Annotated in this window: 16 protein-coding genes; 14 read left to right on the forward strand and 2 right to left on the reverse strand. The window is 63.4% G+C overall.

Annotated features, from left to right (window positions below; genetic code table 11):
- Positions 1-105 precede the first annotated feature (105 nt).
- Together H7C18_RS31900 and H7C18_RS31905 are read right to left on the reverse strand one after the other, a co-directional pair.
- Positions 106-1332, reverse strand: coding sequence for a nucleoside recognition domain-containing protein (locus H7C18_RS31900; RefSeq protein ID WP_185133173.1), 1227 nt, complete (start codon positions 1330-1332; stop codon positions 106-108).
- Positions 1333-1468: 136 nt separating this feature from the next.
- Positions 1469-2704 (reverse strand): nucleotidyltransferase, encoded by a 1236-nt coding sequence (locus H7C18_RS31905; protein WP_185133174.1) that lies wholly within the window; start codon positions 2702-2704, stop codon positions 1469-1471.
- Positions 2705-2879: 175 nt separating this feature from the next.
- Between H7C18_RS31905 and H7C18_RS31910 the strand changes: the two genes are divergently transcribed.
- The 14 genes from H7C18_RS31910 to H7C18_RS31975 form a co-directional block, all read left to right on the forward strand.
- The gene (locus H7C18_RS31910) at positions 2880-3398 is read left to right on the forward strand and encodes a YceD family protein (RefSeq protein ID WP_185133175.1); all 519 of its coding nucleotides are present in this window, start codon (positions 2880-2882) and stop codon (positions 3396-3398) included.
- A gap of 123 nt (positions 3399-3521) precedes the next feature.
- Positions 3522-3695: a 50S ribosomal protein L32 gene (rpmF, locus tag H7C18_RS31915; protein ID WP_185133176.1), complete on the forward strand. Its 174-nt coding sequence runs from the start codon at positions 3522-3524 to the stop codon at positions 3693-3695.
- 108 nt (positions 3696-3803) lie between these two features.
- Complete coding sequence (gene fapR, locus H7C18_RS31920) at positions 3804-4400, forward strand: transcription factor FapR (RefSeq protein WP_185133193.1); 597 nt, start codon at positions 3804-3806, stop codon at positions 4398-4400.
- Entirely contained in the window at positions 4384-5373 is a 990-nt protein-coding gene (plsX, locus tag H7C18_RS31925; RefSeq protein ID WP_185133177.1) for a phosphate acyltransferase PlsX, read from the forward strand. The genes fapR and plsX overlap by 17 nt, the downstream gene beginning before the upstream one ends.
- A gap of 10 nt (positions 5374-5383) precedes the next feature.
- On the forward strand, positions 5384-6370 hold the full coding sequence (locus tag H7C18_RS31930; RefSeq protein WP_202887709.1) for a beta-ketoacyl-ACP synthase III: 987 nt from the start codon (positions 5384-5386) through the stop codon (positions 6368-6370).
- Between the two features lie 52 nt (positions 6371-6422).
- On the forward strand, positions 6423-7352 hold the full coding sequence (gene fabD, locus H7C18_RS31935) for an ACP S-malonyltransferase (RefSeq protein WP_185133178.1): 930 nt from the start codon (positions 6423-6425) through the stop codon (positions 7350-7352).
- Between the two features lie 44 nt (positions 7353-7396).
- Positions 7397-8149 (forward strand): 3-oxoacyl-[acyl-carrier-protein] reductase, encoded by a 753-nt coding sequence (gene fabG, locus H7C18_RS31940; RefSeq protein ID WP_185133179.1) that lies wholly within the window; start codon positions 7397-7399, stop codon positions 8147-8149.
- A gap of 86 nt (positions 8150-8235) precedes the next feature.
- On the forward strand, positions 8236-8469 hold the full coding sequence (acpP, locus tag H7C18_RS31945) for an acyl carrier protein (RefSeq protein ID WP_185133180.1): 234 nt from the start codon (positions 8236-8238) through the stop codon (positions 8467-8469).
- Between the two features lie 277 nt (positions 8470-8746).
- Positions 8747-9988, forward strand: coding sequence for a beta-ketoacyl-ACP synthase II (fabF, locus tag H7C18_RS31950; protein ID WP_185133181.1), 1242 nt, complete (start codon positions 8747-8749; stop codon positions 9986-9988).
- 139 nt (positions 9989-10127) lie between these two features.
- Positions 10128-10847 carry a ribonuclease III gene (gene rnc / locus H7C18_RS31955; protein WP_185133182.1) on the forward strand — a complete coding sequence of 240 codons (720 nt, stop codon included), beginning with the start codon at positions 10128-10130 and terminating at the stop codon, positions 10845-10847.
- A gap of 10 nt (positions 10848-10857) precedes the next feature.
- Entirely contained in the window at positions 10858-14427 is a 3570-nt protein-coding gene (smc, locus tag H7C18_RS31960) for a chromosome segregation protein SMC (RefSeq protein WP_185133183.1), read from the forward strand.
- A gap of 69 nt (positions 14428-14496) precedes the next feature.
- Positions 14497-15495 carry a signal recognition particle-docking protein FtsY gene (gene ftsY / locus H7C18_RS31965; RefSeq protein WP_185133184.1) on the forward strand — a complete coding sequence of 333 codons (999 nt, stop codon included), beginning with the start codon at positions 14497-14499 and terminating at the stop codon, positions 15493-15495.
- 182 nt (positions 15496-15677) lie between these two features.
- Positions 15678-16127: a MarR family winged helix-turn-helix transcriptional regulator gene (locus tag H7C18_RS31970; protein WP_185133185.1), complete on the forward strand. Its 450-nt coding sequence runs from the start codon at positions 15678-15680 to the stop codon at positions 16125-16127.
- Positions 16128-16162: 35 nt separating this feature from the next.
- A partial coding sequence (locus H7C18_RS31975; protein ID WP_238358104.1) for a DHA2 family efflux MFS transporter permease subunit occupies positions 16163-17382 on the forward strand: 1220 nt, incomplete at its 3' end.

Consider the following 17382-nt stretch of genomic DNA (forward strand, 5'->3'; position numbering starts at 1 on the left):
CGAAAGCTCCCTCGAACGGGAGAAAAAGAAACCGCCCGGCACGCCATGCCGGGCGGTTCGGCATCTAGCGGGCGGACGGAGGAACGGAGCCGGGCGGGGCCGGCGTCATTTGCGCGGCCTCCGCTTGGAGGGCCGGATGATCGCGGCGAGCAGAGCGAGCAGGAGGAAGACGGCGATCGAAGCGGCCGAAGCTAGCGTCGTCTCCGAGAGGGCGGTCCATCCCGACGGCAGCGGCAGCGCCCCGGCGGCCCGGTCCGCGAGCGGCCATTCGGGCAAGCCGAAGGCGGGCAGCGCGGCGGAGAGCCAACCGTTCTGGACGGCGCGGGCCAGGGGGAACGTCAGCGGCACCGCCAGCGCGGCTTGCAGCAGGCGGCCGGCGATGAACCGGCCCCACGGGAAGCCGGGGCCGGGGCCGAAAGCGGCCCGCGCCTGCAGCAGGCCGCTCCAGCCGGTCCAGGCGAGCACGGCCGCGAGGAGCGAGACCGCATGGACGGGAGACGCTTCGAACAGCGGCGAGCGGCTGGCATCGTAGGCGCCGAGGTGCAGCTCGTACAGGCCCGGAACGGCCAGCCAGGCGTCCGACTGCGGCCAGGCGATCTGAATCATGCGCAGCAGCACCGAGCTGATCATCATCAAGCCGCCGATCGCCATGAGCATTCCGACCGCGCGGGTGACGGCGTCGGAGATTTGCCGGCCGAACGGGCGCCCGTCCTCTTCGCGGGCGCGGCGAACGGCCGCTCCGGGCCGAACGGGCGTCGCGCGCGAATTCGCGTGGTCTGCGTCCGGCTTGGCGCTTCTGGGCAAGCGGGCCCACACCGCTCCGGCGATCAGGGCCGACAGCCAAAGTCCGGCGACGAGAGCCCAGCCGTAAGCGGGCGCTTGCAGGAAGCCGCTTCCGACCACGAGGATGACGACGAACGGGTTGGGCTGATGGGCAAGCAGCAGCAGCGTGTCCAAGTCGCGGTTGCGGACGAGCCCTTCATCCCGCAATCGCGCCGCTTCGCGCGCGCCGGTCGGCAGGCCGGAGATCCAGCCGTAGAAGACGGCCCATCCGGCGGCTCCCGGCAGCCGGAACAGCCGCCGGGTTACCGGCTCGCAGATCGCGGACAAGCCGTGCAGCAGGCCGGAAGCGGCCAGCAGCTCGGCCAGCATCAGGGGCGGCAGCAAGCCGGGAAAGACGGTCTGCCACCACACTTGCAGGCCGGCCAGGGAAGCGCGGAACGCTTCCCCCGGGGATCGGACGATGGCCAGCACGAGCAGCAGCGCGCAGGCGCCGGACAGGATGGACAGCAGCACCGCTCTCCTGCGGGGAGCGGGACGGGCATCGGACATGGGGCGTCATTCCTTCCCGGGAACGCGGCACGGGCCGCGACGCCGCATGGACGGTACGGCGGCGTTTATACCCAATGTACGCGCCGTCCGGCGGCGTTAGACCACTTGTCCGCGGCACGGAGCATCGCCCGGGGCGTCAGAGGCGTACGGGAGGAAGCGTAAAGTCCCGAAGGGCGAGCCTGGGGTCCGGATCGCGAAAAGCGAGCGAGTAGGCTGCCGAAGCCCGGGCGTCCATGGCAAGGTAGGGTGAATCGTTGTCCGCGGCGGACTGCACGACGGGGAGCGCCGCCCGCTTTTTCATCCGGCGAAGCAGTTCCCGGCCGCGATCGGTGAAGCCGAGCACGCGGAGGCAGCGGAGCCCGGACGCAAGGGAACCGGCCGACAGCTCCTCCTTGCGGTGGCCGAGCAGAATGCGCAGCAGCGTCCTCTGCAGCTTCGTCCTCGTATAGCGTTTCGTCTTGAGCGCCGCCAGCAGCGCTTCGACGGTAGGGGCCGGCAGCTGCCCGAGCGCGCGGCGAATGCGATGCTGGAGCCCTTCCGCGACTTCGGAATATTCGGCCAGCCGCTCCTCGTCCTCGGTCCACAGCCGATGGAACAGCGGCCGCGCGAAGCTCTCCCACGTTACGGGAGCCCGGCCGGCCCGGTATTCTCGCTCCAGCACGTCCAGCGTGGACGCCGGCACGTAAGGGGCGAGCTCCGCCAGGCTGCCCGACTCCGCCAGCAGCCGACGCAGCGCCGTCGCGCTGGCGATCGCCGCGTCGGTGATCGTCGACTGGCCGTATTCGGAGCGTTCGCGGCGGATCGAGTACGGCGCGATCGGGCTTCCGAGCCGGCGCAGCGCGAGCAGATAATGGAGGCCGAGCGTATGGTTCGGCTGGTCGAGACGGTACTCGGCCTCCGCTTCCAGGCCCTCGCGGCGCAGAAAGCGCCGGACCGCCTCCGCGTAGGCCGTCGGGTACGGCAGCCCTTCCTTCAGCAGCCGCGCCAGCTCGCCGCCGACGGCCGCGGGCTCGTCGGCCAGCCGGTCCGCGATCCGCCCGAGCGTCCCGGCGTCGCCGCTTTCGCTGCCGAAGCAGAGCGCGTCGACGACGCCGGTCGCGTGCAGCACGGCGACGGAGCCGTAGGCGAACCATTGGGCCGGCTGCGAGCTGTAGGCGACCGGCAGCTCCAGCACCAGATCGCAGCCCGCCCGCAGCGCCATCTCGGTCCGGGCCCATTTGTCGGCGATCGCGGGCTCCCCCCGCTGCAGGAAATGGCCGCTCATGACGGCGACGACGGCTTCCGCCTCCGTTATTTTCCGGGACTGCCGGATATGATAGAGATGTCCGTTGTGCAGCGGATTGTACTCGACGATAATACCGACGGTGCGCATAGCAGTCTCCTTTGCGGCATAGGGGTAAATGTTCTGCTATCAATATAACACGAGGCCGGGCGCGGGGAAAAAGCGGGGCGAAGCCCGCCGGAAGCGCGTTTGTCCTGCCGGCGGATTGTTGACAAATGCCTTCCGCGACGGATATAATTACTTTTGTTTGTTTGGAGTGATCATGATGCTTCTCAACGTTCAAGAGCTGGCTCAGAGCAAGGAGCCGGCCCGCTTAGAAGAATCGTTCGACGCTTCGGATGCGTTCGCGAGCATTCGCGACGCGGTTCCGATCAGTCCCGTCTCGGCCAAGCTGACCGCTTCTTACGCGGACGGCGTAATCGAAGTGACGGGCACCGTCAGCTGCAAGATCCGGCTTTCGTGCTCGCGCTGCCTGGAGCCGACGGCGGAAGAGCTCCGCATTCCGTTCGAGGAGACCTTCAAGGTCGTATCGAAGGAGACGCGGGAGCCGTCCGAGCCGGACGACGACCTCTTCGTGCCGATCGAAGGCGAACGCCTCGAGCTGCGGCCGTACGTCCTGGAAGAGCTGATCGTTCAGCTGCCGCTGGCGCCGCTGTGCCGGGAGGACTGCAAGGGGCTCTGCCCCGAGTGCGGGACCAACCGCAACGTAGCGGAATGCGGCTGCTCCGCGGACAAGGTCGATCCGAGGCTGGAGGCTCTCAAGAGCTGGTTCAGCCCGGAATAACCGTAAGCAAGGCTATGAACGCCGATAAAGGCACAATTGGCAGGGGCTCCCCCAAGAGCGATCGGTTTCGGACGATCGGGACCTTCTTGGAGGATCCGTTCATTTGGATAAGGAGGTGGGAACATGGCAGTCCCTTTTGGCAAAACATCGAAATCCCGCAAGAACAAGCGCCGCACGCACTTTAAGCTGGTCGTGCCGGGCATGGTCAGATGCGATCAATGCGGCGAGCTGAAGCTGGCGCACCGCGTTTGCAAAGTTTGCGGAACCTACAAATCTCGCGAAATCATCAAGCAATAAGAAGACAACGCGTCTCGGCGTGACTTGCGTCCCGGCGCGTTTTTCTTTACCGGTCATTGGCACCAGGTATCAATATGAACCTACAAGGCGGTGGCGGTTATGGAACGGCTGCCCAAACGTCAGCGTCACCAGCAGCTCAGCCGGTTGATCGAGGAAAATCCGTTTCTCACCGACCGCGAGCTTACCCGGCTGCTGAAGGTCAGCATCCAGACGATCCGGCTGGACCGGCTGGAGCTGGCCATTCCCGAGCTGCGGGAGCGGCTCAAAATGATGGCGGAGCGTTCGTACGATTCGGTGCGGTCGCTTCCCCTGCACGAAGTCATCGGCGATATCGTCGACCTGCAGCTCGACAAGAGCGGCATTTCGCTGTTCGAGATTCGCGACGAGCACGTTTTTTCCCGCACCGGCATCGCGCGTGGCCACCACGTATTCGCGCAGGCGAACTCGCTGGCGGTGGCGGTCATCAACGACGAAGTCGCGCTCACCGCGTCGGCGGACATTCGCTTTATTCGTCCGGCCCGGCTCGGGGAGAAGTGCATCGCCAAAGCTTACGTGCGGTCGAGCGGCTCGCAGAAGGGAAAGGCGAAAGTGGAAGTGTTCACGTACGTCGGAGACGAGATGGTGTTTCAGGGGAACTTCGTGATCTACCGATCGGCGGGCGTTACGGAAGCTGGAGGGGGAGAAGCGCATGAGAATCGCCATTGACGCGATGGGCGGCGATCTCGCGCCGCAGGCTCCGGTCGAAGGAGCTTTGGCGGCGGCAAAGGAGTGGCCGGACACCGAGTTACTGCTCGTAGGCAAGCCGGATGCGATAAATCCGTTCTTGGGGAGCGGCAAACCGTCCAACGTGACGATCGTGGAAGCGTCGGACAAGATCGAATCGGACGACGAGCCGGTACGGGCGGTTCGCCGCAAGCCGAACGCTTCGATGGTGGTCGCCGGACGGATGGTCAAGGAAGGCGGCGCGGACGCGATGATCTCGGCCGGCAACACCGGCGCGCTGATGGCCGTCGGCCTGCTCGTGCTGGGCCGGATGAAAGGCATCGAGCGCCCGGGGCTGACGTCCGTTCTTCCTTCGGTGGACAAGGCGGGCGTGCTGGCGCTCGACCTCGGCGCCAACATGGACGCGAAGCCCGAGCACCTGCTGAACTATGCGCTGATGGGGAGCATGTACCGGCAGAAAGTGCACGGCATGGCGAAGCCGCGCGTCGGCCTGCTCAACGTGGGCACGGAAGCGGCCAAAGGCAATGAGCTGAGCAAGGCGGCGTTCGAGCTGCTGTCGGCGGCGCCGATTCAGTTTATCGGCAACGTAGAGGCCCGGGACGTGCTGGAGCGCCGCTGCGACGTGCTCGTCTGCGACGGCTTCGCGGGCAACATCCTGCTCAAGGCGATGGAAGGAGCCGCGGAGACGCTGTTCAACGTTCTGAGGACGGAGCTGACTTCTTCGCTTCGCTCCAAGCTGGCGGCGGCGGCGCTTCGGCCCAACTTCCGCCGGGTCAGGCTGATGATGGACTACAAGGAGCACAACGGGGCTCCGCTGCTCGGCGTGAACGGCTTGGTCGTCAAAAGCCACGGCTCTTCCGACGCGGCCTCGACGAGGCATGCCATTCGCCAGGCGCGGATGGCGATCAACAACGGACTTATACCGGCATTGGCCGAAGAATTCGACGGAAAGTGAGGCAGGGCGCATGAATGGAATTCCCGTCGGTGTTCTCGGCTCCGGCAAGTATAGCCCCGAACGCCGTTTGACGAACCAGGAACTGGAGACGATGGTAGAGACGAACGACGAGTGGATTGTCACCCGCACCGGCATTCGGGAGCGGCGCATCGCGACCCCGGAGCAAGCGACGTCCGATTTGGCGTACGAAGCGGCCGTCCGGGCGCTTGCGGCCGCCGGCATTACGGCGGACCAGCTCGATCTGATCATCGTCTCCACCGTTACGCCGGACATGTTCTTCCCGTCGACGGCATGCATCGTCCAGGAGAAGCTGGGCGCCAAGAACGCGGCGGCGTTCGATCTGTCCGCGGCTTGCACCGGCTTTATTTACGGACTGGCCAACGCTTCCGGCCTCATCGCAACGGGGATGTACCGGTACGCGCTCGTGATCGGGGCGGAGACGCTGTCCCGCATTACCGATTACACCGATCGCAACACGTGCATCCTGTTCGGCGACGGGGCCGGCGCGGTCGTGCTCGGTCAAGTGCCGGAAGGTCGCGGCTTCCGCTCGTTCAAGCTGGGAGCGGACGGCGGCGGCAGCGAGCTGCTCGCCCTGCGCGCAGGCGGTTCGCGGCTGCCGGCTTCGGAGACGACCGTCGCCGAGAAGCAGCACTTCCTGTACATGAACGGCCGCGACGTGTTCAAGTTTGCGGTTCGCATCATGGGCAGCGCGGCTGAAGAAGCGCTGGAGCTGGCCGGCATGGGCAAAGAGGATATCGATCTGCTCATTCCGCATCAGGCGAACATCCGCATCATCCAATCGGCGCTGGAGCGGCTCGAGCTGCCCGAGGAGAAGTGCATGATCAACGTCGACAGGTACGGCAACATGTCCGCGGCGTCCATCCCGGTCGCCCTGGCCGAAGCGGTGGAAGAGGGCCGGGTCAAGGAAGGAGACCGGCTGCTCATGGTCGGCTTCGGAGGCGGCCTCACCTGGGGCGCGTCGATGCTGGTCTGGTAACGGACCCGCGCGGACGAATACGTGATTGAAAACGCGGGAGGAGCGCATAACGATGGGTAAAATCGCATTCGTATTTCCGGGACAAGGTGCGCAAGCGGTCGGCATGGGGCAGGACGCTTGCGAGCGGTTCGAGGAATCGCGGGCGATCTTCGAACGCGCGGACGCGGCGCTCGGCTTCCCGCTGTCCGAATTGATTTTTCAAGGACCGGACGAGCAGCTGCGCCAGACCGCCAATACGCAGCCGGCGCTGCTGACGACGAGCGTGGCGCTGCTCGAGGCGTTCAAGCGCCGCGGGGTCAAGCCCGACTATGTCGCCGGCCACAGCCTCGGCGAGTACAGCGCGCTCGTCGCCGCCGGCTCGCTCGGGTTCGAAGACGCGGTGCGGCTCGTCCGCTCTCGCGGCTTGTTCATGGAGCAGGCCGTGCCGAGCGGACAAGGCGCGATGGCGGCGACGCTGGGCGCCGAGCGCGAGGCGCTCGAAGCGCTCTGCCGCGACATCTCGGCTTCCGTGGGTCTCGTCGAGCTGGCCAACGTCAACTGCCCCGGACAGATCGTCGTGTCCGGATCGGCGGAAGGAGTCGCGGCCGTGGCCGAACGGGGCAAGGAAGCGGGAGCCAAACGGGTCGTTCCGCTGGACGTCAGCGGGCCGTTCCACTCCTCGCTGATGCAGCCCGCCGCCGACAAGCTGGCTGACGAGCTGGCCAAAGTCTCGTTCGCCGATGCGGCGGTGCCGGTCATCGCCAACGTCGACGCGAGCCCGTTCACGTCGGGCGCGCGGCTGCGGGAGCTGCTCGTGCGCCAAGTCGTCTCCCCCGTCCAGTGGGAGGACTCGGTGAAGCGGTTGATCGCGGAGGGCGTCGACACGTTCGTGGAGATCGGATCCGGCACGGTGCTGGCCGGCCTGATCAAGAAGATCGACCGTTCGGTCAAGGTCGTCTCCGTGAACGGCGCTTCGGCCGTGCTCGAGGCCGAACTCGGCTGATCGCGGCGAGGAAATCCGATATCGTTGAAAGGGGAGATGATGACATGGCACGACTCGATCTGACGGGCAAGACGGCACTGGTTACCGGCGCTTCGCGCGGCATCGGCCGGGCGATCGCGATCGCGCTGGCGGAAGCGGGAGCGGACGTCGCGGTCAATTACTCGGGCAGCGAAGCGGCCGCCGCGGAGACGGCGCAGGCGATCGAAGCGCTCGGACGGCGGGCGATCGTCGTCCGGGCGAACGTGGGCAAAGCGGCCGAGTTCGACGCGATGGTGCAGCAGACGCTCGAGACGTTCGGCAAGCTGGACGTTCTGGTGAATAATGCCGGCATCACCCGTGACAATCTAATCATGCGGATGAAGGAAGAAGAGTTCGACGACGTCATCGAGACGAACCTCAAAGGCGTGTTCAACGGCATCAAGGCGGTGACCCGCCCGATGATGAAGCAGCGCTCGGGGCGGATCATCAACATCTCTTCCGTCGTCGGCATTCTCGGCAATGCAGGCCAGGCCAACTACGTCGCCGCCAAAGCCGGCGTCATCGGCCTGACCAAGTCGGCTTCGCGCGAACTCGCTTCCCGCGGCATCACGGTCAACGCGGTGGCGCCCGGTTATATCGAGACCGATATGACGGGCAAGCTGCCGAAGGAAGTCCAGGACGGCATCATGGCGCAGATCCCGCTTGGCCGGATGGGCAAGCCGGAAGACGTCGCCGCCGTCGTCGTCTACCTGGCTTCGGACGCGGCCGCGTACATGACCGGACAGACGCTGCACGTCGACGGCGGCATGTACATGTAGCGATCGCCCGCGCGCCGCGGGGAAACGTTTACGCTATGGCTTTTTGTCCATGATTCACGTATAATACGTTAAGGGAGGTGAACCGGATGTCCGATGTATATGAACGCGTGAAGCGCATCGTAGTCGAACGCCTGGGGGTTGAAGAGGCGGAGGTTACGAGCGAAGCGAACTTCAAAGATGACTTGGGCGCTGACTCTCTCGATGTCGTCGAACTCGTGATGGAACTTGAAGACGAATTCGATCTGGAGATCTCCGATGAGGATGCGGAGAAGATCACGACGGTGGGAGAAGTCGTAAATTACATACAATCTCATGCCTAAATGATCTGCCGGGTCCCGTTCGTGCAACGGGACTTCTCCACAATTACGAGCTTTTTCGCACGGGCGATTCGCGGGGGATCCGGGATTCGGAGGGGAACTCCCTTTCGCAGCCCGGATTTCCTCCGTTCCCGGATCGTTTCCGTTCAGCGCTTCCGGGCAGAGGGAGCGGCGCGGCCCTGGGGAGAGGTTATCGCGAATGACGCGATGGAGACTCCCGCAGCCGAAACGCGGCGGGCTTCAAGGGCCGCTTTAACTTGGCGCAAGAGGTGAAGTCGTTTTGAAACAACGTGTCGTCGTTACCGGCATGGGCGTCGTCTCTTCGCTCGGTACGGACTTGAATACGTTCTGGAACGCGCTGCTCGCCGGCAAGTCCGGCGTCAGCCTGGTCGAAGCCTTCGATATGACGGAATATCCGACGAAGATCGCGGCCGAGGTCAAAAATTTCAATCCCGAAGATTACGGAATCGATAAGAAAGACGCCCGCAAGATGGACCGCTTCGTGCAGTTCGGGCTGGTCGCTTCCTTAAGCGCAATCAAGGACGCCGATCTTCGCATCGGCGAGAACGCGGATCCCGAACGGGTCGGCGTCAGCGTCGGCTCCGGCATCGGCGGCCTGGGGACGTGGGAGGACCAGCATACCATTCTGATGGAAAAAGGTCCGCGCCGCGTCAGTCCGTTCTTTATTCCGATGATGATCGCCAATATGGCCAGCGGCCAAATCTCCATCGCCACCGGCGCCAAAGGGCCGAACACGACGACCGTGACCGCCTGCGCGACCGGTACCCATTCGATCGGGGACTCGTTCAAGCTGATCCAGCGCGGAGACGCGGAAGTGATGATCTGCGGCGGCGCGGAAGCGACGATCCGACCGATCGCGATGGCCGGCTTCAGCAACATGCGGGCGATGAGCACGCGCAATGACGAGCCCGAGAAGGCAAGCCGCCCGTTCGATATCGATCGCGACGGCTTCGTTATGGGCGAAGGCGCGGGCGTGCTCGTGCTGGAATCGCTGGAGCATGCGCAGAATCGCGGAGCGCGGATTTACGCCGAAGTAATCGGCTACGGCATGAGCGGCGACGCGCACCACATGACCGAGCCGGATCCGGACGGGGCGGCCCGCTGCATGAAGCGCGCGGTCAAGGACGCCGGCATCGAACCGGAAGCGATCGAATACATTAACGCGCACGGCACGTCCACGCCGGTCGGCGACAAGTCGGAGACGACCGCCATCAAGGAGACGTTCGGCGACCACGCTTACAAGCTGGCGGTCAGCTCGACCAAGTCGATGACGGGCCATATGCTGGGCGCCGCCGGCGGCGTCGAGGCGGTCATCCTCGGCCTGGCTCTGCAGAACGGCATTTTGCCGCCGACGATCAACCTGGATCGTCAGGATCCGGAGTGCGATCTCGACTATGTGCCGAACGAACCGCGCCGGGCCGACATATCGGTCGCGCTGTCGAATTCCTTCGGCTTCGGCGGCCATAACGCCACGATCATTATGCGCAAATACGAAGCCTGAACGAAGGGCGCGAACGCGCGAAGCAGGCGGCGCTTATGCCGCCTGCTTTTTAAGTTCCGGGGGTCCCCGCAAAGTGCTTGATTATGATTAGAAGCAAATCGTCACGCTGCGGGGTTATTTAACGGGAGGTGTCCAAGAGATGAGCGAACCCTTGAAGCTGCTGCAGGAGAGGTTGAACTTGCGGTTCCGGAACGGCGCCCTGCTGCGCCAGGCTTTCACCCATACGTCCTACGTGAACGAGCAGCGCGGCGCCCGCGTCGAGCATAACGAGCGGCTCGAATTTCTCGGCGATGCCGTTCTGCAGCTGACCGTATCCGAAGCGCTGTACCGGATGTACCCGGACCGTCCGGAAGGGGAATTGACCCGTCTGAGGGCCGGCATCGTATGCGAACCTTCGCTTGTCCGTTTTGCCGAGGCGCTCGATTTCGGGCAGGTCGTGCTGCTCGGCAAAGGGGAGGAGCAGACCGGGGGAAGAAGCCGCCCTTCCTTGCTGGCGGACGCGTTCGAGGCGTTCGTGGGAGCGTTGTATTTGGACCAGGGGCTGGAAGCCGTGCGCGCTTTTTTGGATGCGCACCTGTTCGCGCATTTGCCCAAGGAGAGCCGGCTGCCGCTCAAAGACCACAAGACCGAACTGCAGGAGAAGGTGCAGCAGTGGAACCTCGGCTCGCTCGAATACCGCACGGTCGAAGAGAGAGGGCCGGCCCACGATCGGGAGTTCGTCGTGGTCGTCGCGGTCGGGGAGCGGACGCTCGGCGAAGGGGTCGGCCGCTCGAAGAAGGAGGCGGAGCAGCGGGCCGCGTCGCGTGCGCTGCGCCTGCTGCAGGACGGCGGGGGTTTCTCCAAAGAACGAGAAAGGTGAGGGATAGCCGATGTATTTGAAAGGAATCGAACTCGCCGGTTTCAAATCGTTCGCGGACCGCACGGCGCTTGAATTCGGCCGCGGCATCACCGCAGTCGTCGGACCGAACGGCAGCGGCAAGAGCAACATCTCCGACGGCATCCGCTGGGTGCTCGGCGAGCAGAGCGCGAAGAGCCTGCGCGGCGGCAACATGCAGGATGTCATCTTCGCCGGCAGCGATGCGCGCAAGGCGGTCAATTTCGGCGAAGTGTCCATCACGTTCGACAACGGCGACAAATCGCTGCCGCTCGACTTCAGCGAGGTAACCGTCACGCGGCGGGTGCATCGCAGCGGCGACAGCGAGTATTTGATCAACAAGCAGCCGTGCCGGCTGAAGGACATTACCGAGCTGTTCATGGACACCGGCATCGGCAAGGAAGCTTACTCGATTATCGGACAAGGCCGGATCGAGGAAATTCTCAGCACGCGGTCGGAAGACCGGCGGGGCATTTTCGAAGAGGCGTCAGGCATCGTCAAATACAAGGCGCGCAAAAAGGAAGCCCAGAAGAAGCTCGAGGACACGGAAGCGAACCTGCTGCGGATCAACGACCTTGTGGTCGAATTGGAAGGGCAGGTCGGCCCGCTGCGCGAGCAGGCGGAGAAAGCGGAGAAGTTCAAAGCGCTCAAAGAGGAACTGAAAGCCAAGGAGATCGCGCTTTACGTCCACCAGATCGAGAGCGTACACGCTTCCTGGGCGGAGACGAACGAGAAGCTGACGAAGCTGAAGGAAGAGGAACTCGCTCTCTCGACGGAAGTCAGCCGCCACGACGCCATGCTGGAAGAAGACCGCCAGTCGCTGCTTCGCTTGGAAGAATCGCTCGAGAAGCTGCAGGACGGACTGCTGCGGGCGAGCGAGGAGACGGAGAAAAGCGAAGGCTACGGCGAACTGCTCGGCGAGCGGCGGACGAATCTGGAACGCAACCGCGAAGGGCTGACGGAGTCGCTTGCCCAGGCGGAGCGGCGGATGGCGGAGGCCGTCGCGGAAGGCGAGACGCTGGCGGCGAGAAGATCGCAGGTCGAGGCGGAGCTCTCCGGTCTCTCCGAGCGGCACGAGGCCGAAGCGGCGAGGCTGTCGATCGCCGACGGCAGCTCGGACGCCGAGGAGCGGCTGAAGGCGGAGCTGTTCGATACGATGAACGCCATGGCCCAGGCGCGCAACGACATTCGCTACTGCGAGTCGCAGCGCGAGGTGCTGGAGAAGCGGCTCGGGCGCACGGCCGAGGAGCGGGCGAAGTGGCAGGCGCAGCAGAGCGAGCTGGCGCAGCGCCGGGCGGAGCTGGAAGCGAAGCTGGCCGCCTGCACGGCTGCGGTCGGGGAAGCGCGCGACCGCTACGTGGCGGAAGGGGCGCGCTCGGCGGAGCTGACGCGCAAGCTGGAGGACGCGCAGGCGGAAGCGCGGCGGTCCGAGCAGAAGCGGGAAGCGCTCGTCTCCCGCCGCGATACGATCAAGGAGCTGCAAAACGATTACGACGGCTTCCAGCACGGCGTTCGGGAAGTGCTGCGCGCTTCGAAGCGCGGGCAGCTGCACGGCGTCCACGGGGCCGTAGCCGAACTGATCGGCGTCCCCGCGAATCTCGAGACGGCGATCGAGACGGCGCTCGGGGCCGCGCTGCAGAATATCGTCATGGAGAACGAATCGACTTCCCGCGCCGCAATTGCTTACCTTAAGCAGCGGCAGTCGGGCCGGGCCACGTTCCTGCCGCTGGACGTCATCAAGCCGCGGACGATCGGAGAAGGAGACCGGCGCGCGGCCGCCGGCGCCGAAGGATTCGTCGGAGTCGCCGCGGAACTCGTGAAGGCGGAAGACCGCTACGCGGGCATCGTCGGCAGCTTGCTCGGCAACGTGCTGATCGCGGAGAAGCTGGAGCAGGCGAACCGAATCGCTTCCCGGCTGCAATATCGCTACCGGGTCGTCACCCTCGAGGGCGACGTCGTCAATCCGGGCGGTTCCATGACGGGGGGCAGCCTGCAGAAAAAATCGTCCAGCCTGCTGGGGCGCCAGCGGCAGCTTGAGGAGCTGGAGCGCGACATCGGCGCGGCCGAGCAGGCGCGGACGCAAGCGCGAGCGCTGGTGGACGACTGCAAGAAGGAGCTGGCGATCGTCCAGCAGAACATCGAGCAGCTTCGCGAGCTGGGCGAGCGGGAGCGGATGAACGAGCAGCAAGCTTCCGCCGAGCTGCAGCAGCTGCAGAACGAGGAGCGGCAGCACGGCGAGCTGCAGGCCATGCTCGACGGCGAGAGCGAGATTCTCGGCGGGGAAGCCGCCGAGCTGGAAGCTTCCCGGACGGAAGCGGAGCAGCGGCTGGCGGGACTGGCCGAGGAAGAGCGGCAGCTGCAGGAGAAAATCCGCGAAGCCGAGGAGCTGCGCAAGCGGAGCCAGACGGCGAAGGAAGAACTGCAGGCTGCGCTGACCGAGCTGAAGGTTGCGATGGCGAGGCTGGAGCAGGACCGCCAGGCCATCGGCGAGCAAACGGCCCGCCATCGCGCGGAGTCGGCGAGGCTTGAAGCCGAGCTTGCGCAGCTGCGGGAGGCGCTCGCCGCCAACGCGGCCGAGCGCGAACGCACCGAGCAGGAGCTGGTCGCCCAGCGCGAGCGTCTGAACGAGCTGCGGCTGCAGAAGCGCGAGTTCACGGAAGGCATCGAATTCCGGCGCTCCGACCGGTCGGAGCGGCAGAAGCAGCTGGAGCAGAAGGAGAACGAGACGAAGGAACAGCGCGCCCGGCTGAAGCAGGTCGAAGATCAGCTTCGCCAAGCGGAGATTTCGACGAACCGGATGGACGTCGAGCTGGATAACTTGCTCCGCAAGCTGAGCGAGGAGTACGAGATCGGCTTCGAATGGGCGAAGCAGAAATATCCCGTTCCGGAAGACGTGGCGGAGACGCAGAACGAGGTCCGTGAGCTGAAGCGGAAGATCACCCTGCTCGGCGAAGTGAACCTGGGCGCGATCGAGGAGTTCCGGCGCGTCAGCGAGCGCTACGAGTTCCTGTCGGCGCAGAAGGACGACCTGATCGACGCGAAGTCGAAGCTGCACGCGATTATCCGCGAGATGGACGACGAGATGTCCAAGCGGTTCCGCACGACGTTCGACGAGATCCGCAAGCACTTCGTCATCGTCTTCTCCCGCCTGTTCGGCGGCGGACGCGCGGATCTCATCCTGAGCGAGCCGGACAAGCCGCTGGAGACCGGCATCGACATCGTCGCGCAGCCGCCCGGCAAGAAGCTGCAAAACCTGCAGCTGCTGTCCGGGGGGGAGCGGGCGCTGACGGCGATCGCGCTGCTGTTCGCGATTCTGAACGTAAAACCCGTACCTTTCTGCGTGCTGGACGAAGTCGAAGCCGCCTTGGACGAAGCGAACGTGGCGCGGTATGCTCATTACATGCGGGAATTTTCCGAGCTTACGCAGTTTATCGTCGTTACCCACCGTAAAGGTACGATGGAAGAGGCCGACCGGTTGTACGGCGTTACAATGGAGGAAGGCGGCGTGTCCAAGCTTGTGTCCGTGCGGCTGGAGGAAGGCGAAGAGATGATCGCCACGGCCTAATCGCCCGAATCGGGCGGGTTGACTTATAGAACGACGGGGCCGGAAGGTTCCCCGGTTGGAGGATGGAAGATGAGTTTTTTTAAGAAGCTGCGAGAGAGCATCGCCAGCAAGGCGGAGGCGGTCACGAGCAAGTTCCGCGACGGCCTGGCCAAGACGCGCGACGCTTTCGTGGGACAGGTCGCCGATCTGTTCTCCCGCCGGAAGAAGATCGACGAAGCTTTTTTCGAGGAACTGGAAGAAATTCTGATCGGCGCGGACGTCGGCGTGAACACGGTCATGGAACTGATCGACGAACTGCGCGCGGAAGTGAAGAAGCGCAAGATCGAAGAACCGTCCGAGCTGCAGCCGATCTTGTCGGAGAAGCTGGTCGCGCTGCTTAAAGGATCGGAAGAATCGCCCAAGCTGAACGTGCAGCCGAGCGGGATTACCGTCATTCTGTTCGTCGGGGTCAACGGCGTCGGCAAGACGACGACGATCGGCAAGCTGGCGTGGCGCTTCAAACAGCAGGGCAAATCCGTGCTGATGGCGGCGGGCGACACGTTCCGGGCCGGCGCGATCGAGCAGCTGGAAGTGTGGGGGCAGCGCGTCGGCGTGGACGTCATCCGGCAGAACGCCGGCTCCGACCCGGCCGCGGTTATGTACGATGCGGTTCAAGCGGCGAAGCAGCGGGGCGTGGACGTGCTGTTGTGCGACACCGCCGGCCGGCTGCAGAACAAAGCGAATCTCATGGAAGAGCTGTCCAAAATTTATCGCGTCATCCAACGGGAAATTCCGGGCGCTCCCCACGAGACGCTGCTCGTTCTCGACGCGACGACCGGTCAGAACGCGCTGCAGCAGGCGAAGCTCTTCGGCGAGAAAAGCGGTGTCTCCGGTCTCGTGCTGACGAAGCTGGACGGAACGGCCAAAGGCGGTATTGTGATCGCGATTCGCCATGAATTGGCGCTGCCGGTCAAGCTGGTCGGACTCGGCGAGAAGATGGACGACCTGCAGGAGTTCGACGCCGAGCAATTCGTTCATGCGTTGTTCGCCGGTCCGGCCGCCGGGGAAGAGAGCGAAAACGAGCAATAAAAACGGCCTTAAAAGATAAGATAAGCTAGCGAGAACTAACAGGCATCGACTCGAAAAATAAAGCCTATTCTAACGGATAAGCTTTATTTTTTTTGTTGACATTTATTTTCCTTAGTTATAATATACTTCGTATGCAAAATGTTTGTTAGCAACTTATTTAGTTGCAAAGGATGGAGGGTAGGATGGAAGACAACGAAAAGGTCAGCGAGATCTTCAAGTCGTTTCGCGAAGTCAACCAGGCCTTTCATCACGCGATCTGGAAGCGACTGGAGAACTGCGGATTAACGCCGATTCAACTGTTCGTCCTGAAGACGCTCAGCCAGTGCCCGCGAATCAGCCTGTCCGAGCTTGCCGACAACATTCATATCGGCAGCAGCGCGGCCAGCGGAATCGTGGACCGCATGGTAAAGATGGGAGCGGTCATGCGCGAACGGCTGGAGAGCGACCGGCGATCCGTAGCGTTGGTCTTGACCCCGAAAGGAGAGGAATTGCTGGAGCAAGCCAACGAAATCTCGGTAAGGAATTTGTACCCGTTGTTGGATATGTCCGACCGGGAAGTCGAGGATTTGCTGCAGTTACATCAACTTATCGTCAAGAAAATTACAGAAAGTGGAGAGGGGCATAAAAAATGAGCCAGGCTGTAGCTCAAATTAAAAGAGGCCCTATTATGGCCGCCATCATCATCGGCGCCTTCGTTACGATCCTGAACCAGACGCTGCTCAACGTGGCGCTTCCAAAGATCATGGCCGATCTGGACATCACGACGAATACCGCGCAGTGGCTGACGACCGGCTTCATGCTGGTAAACGGGGTGTTGATCCCGCTAAGCGCGTTTTTGGTCGGCAGATTTTCAACTCGGCAATTGTTCATTACCGCCATGAGTTTGTTTTTCGTCGGAACGGTCTTATGCGCCTTTGCGGACAGCTTTAGCGTTCTGATGGCAGGCCGGGTCGTGCAGGCAGCCGGCGCCGGCATTATGCTTCCGCTGATGTCCATCGTGGTCCTGACGATCTTTAAGGTCGAGGAACGGGGCAAAGCGATGGGAACGATGGGGATTGCGATGATCTTCGCTCCGGCCGTCGGACCGACGCTGTCCGGCTGGATCGTCGAGCATCATTCCTGGCACGTCCTGTTCTACATTATCGGGCCGTTCGCTCTGATCGCGCTTGTTATCGGCCTTATCTTCATGCGGAACGTCGGGCAGCTGACGAACCCGAAGTTCAACTTGCTCGGCGTCATTCTGTCTACGCTCGGTTTCGGCGGATTGCTGTTCGGGTTCAGTGAAGCCGGCAACGACGGCTGGAACAGCTCAACGGTTATCGTCAGCCTGATCGTCGGCGGGGTCTGCCTGATTCTGTTCGTCCTCAAGGAATTGGCGAGCAAAGGAAAACCGCTGCTGGAGTTCCGCGTCTTCCGGTATAACATGTATTCCCTGACGACGGTCATCAACATTCTCATTACGATGGCGATGTACGCCGGCATGATCCTGACTCCGATCTACATGCAGAACATTCTGGGACTGACCCCGATCAAGTCCGGTCTGGCCTTGCTCCCCGGCGCGATTCTGATGGGCATTATGTCCCCGATCACGGGAGCGATCTTCGACAAGGTCGGCGCCCGCTGGCTGGCCGTCGCCGGTCTGGTGATCACGGCCATTACCACGTGGGAGTTCGGCCAACTGACGATCGATACGACTTACACACATATGGTCGTCATCTATACAATTCGGATGTTCGGCATGTCGATGCTGCTGATGCCGATTCAGACAGCAGGCCTAAACCAGCTGCCGCAGCGCTTGAACCCCGACGGCTCGGCGATGTCGCAGACGCTTCGTACGGTCGGCGGCGCTCTCGGAACGGCATGGCTCGTCTCCGTTATGTCGAACAA

It is taken from the genome of Cohnella zeiphila, assembly GCF_014212055.1.
GTDB classification, from domain to species: Bacteria; Bacillota; Bacilli; order Paenibacillales; family Paenibacillaceae; genus Cohnella; species Cohnella zeiphila.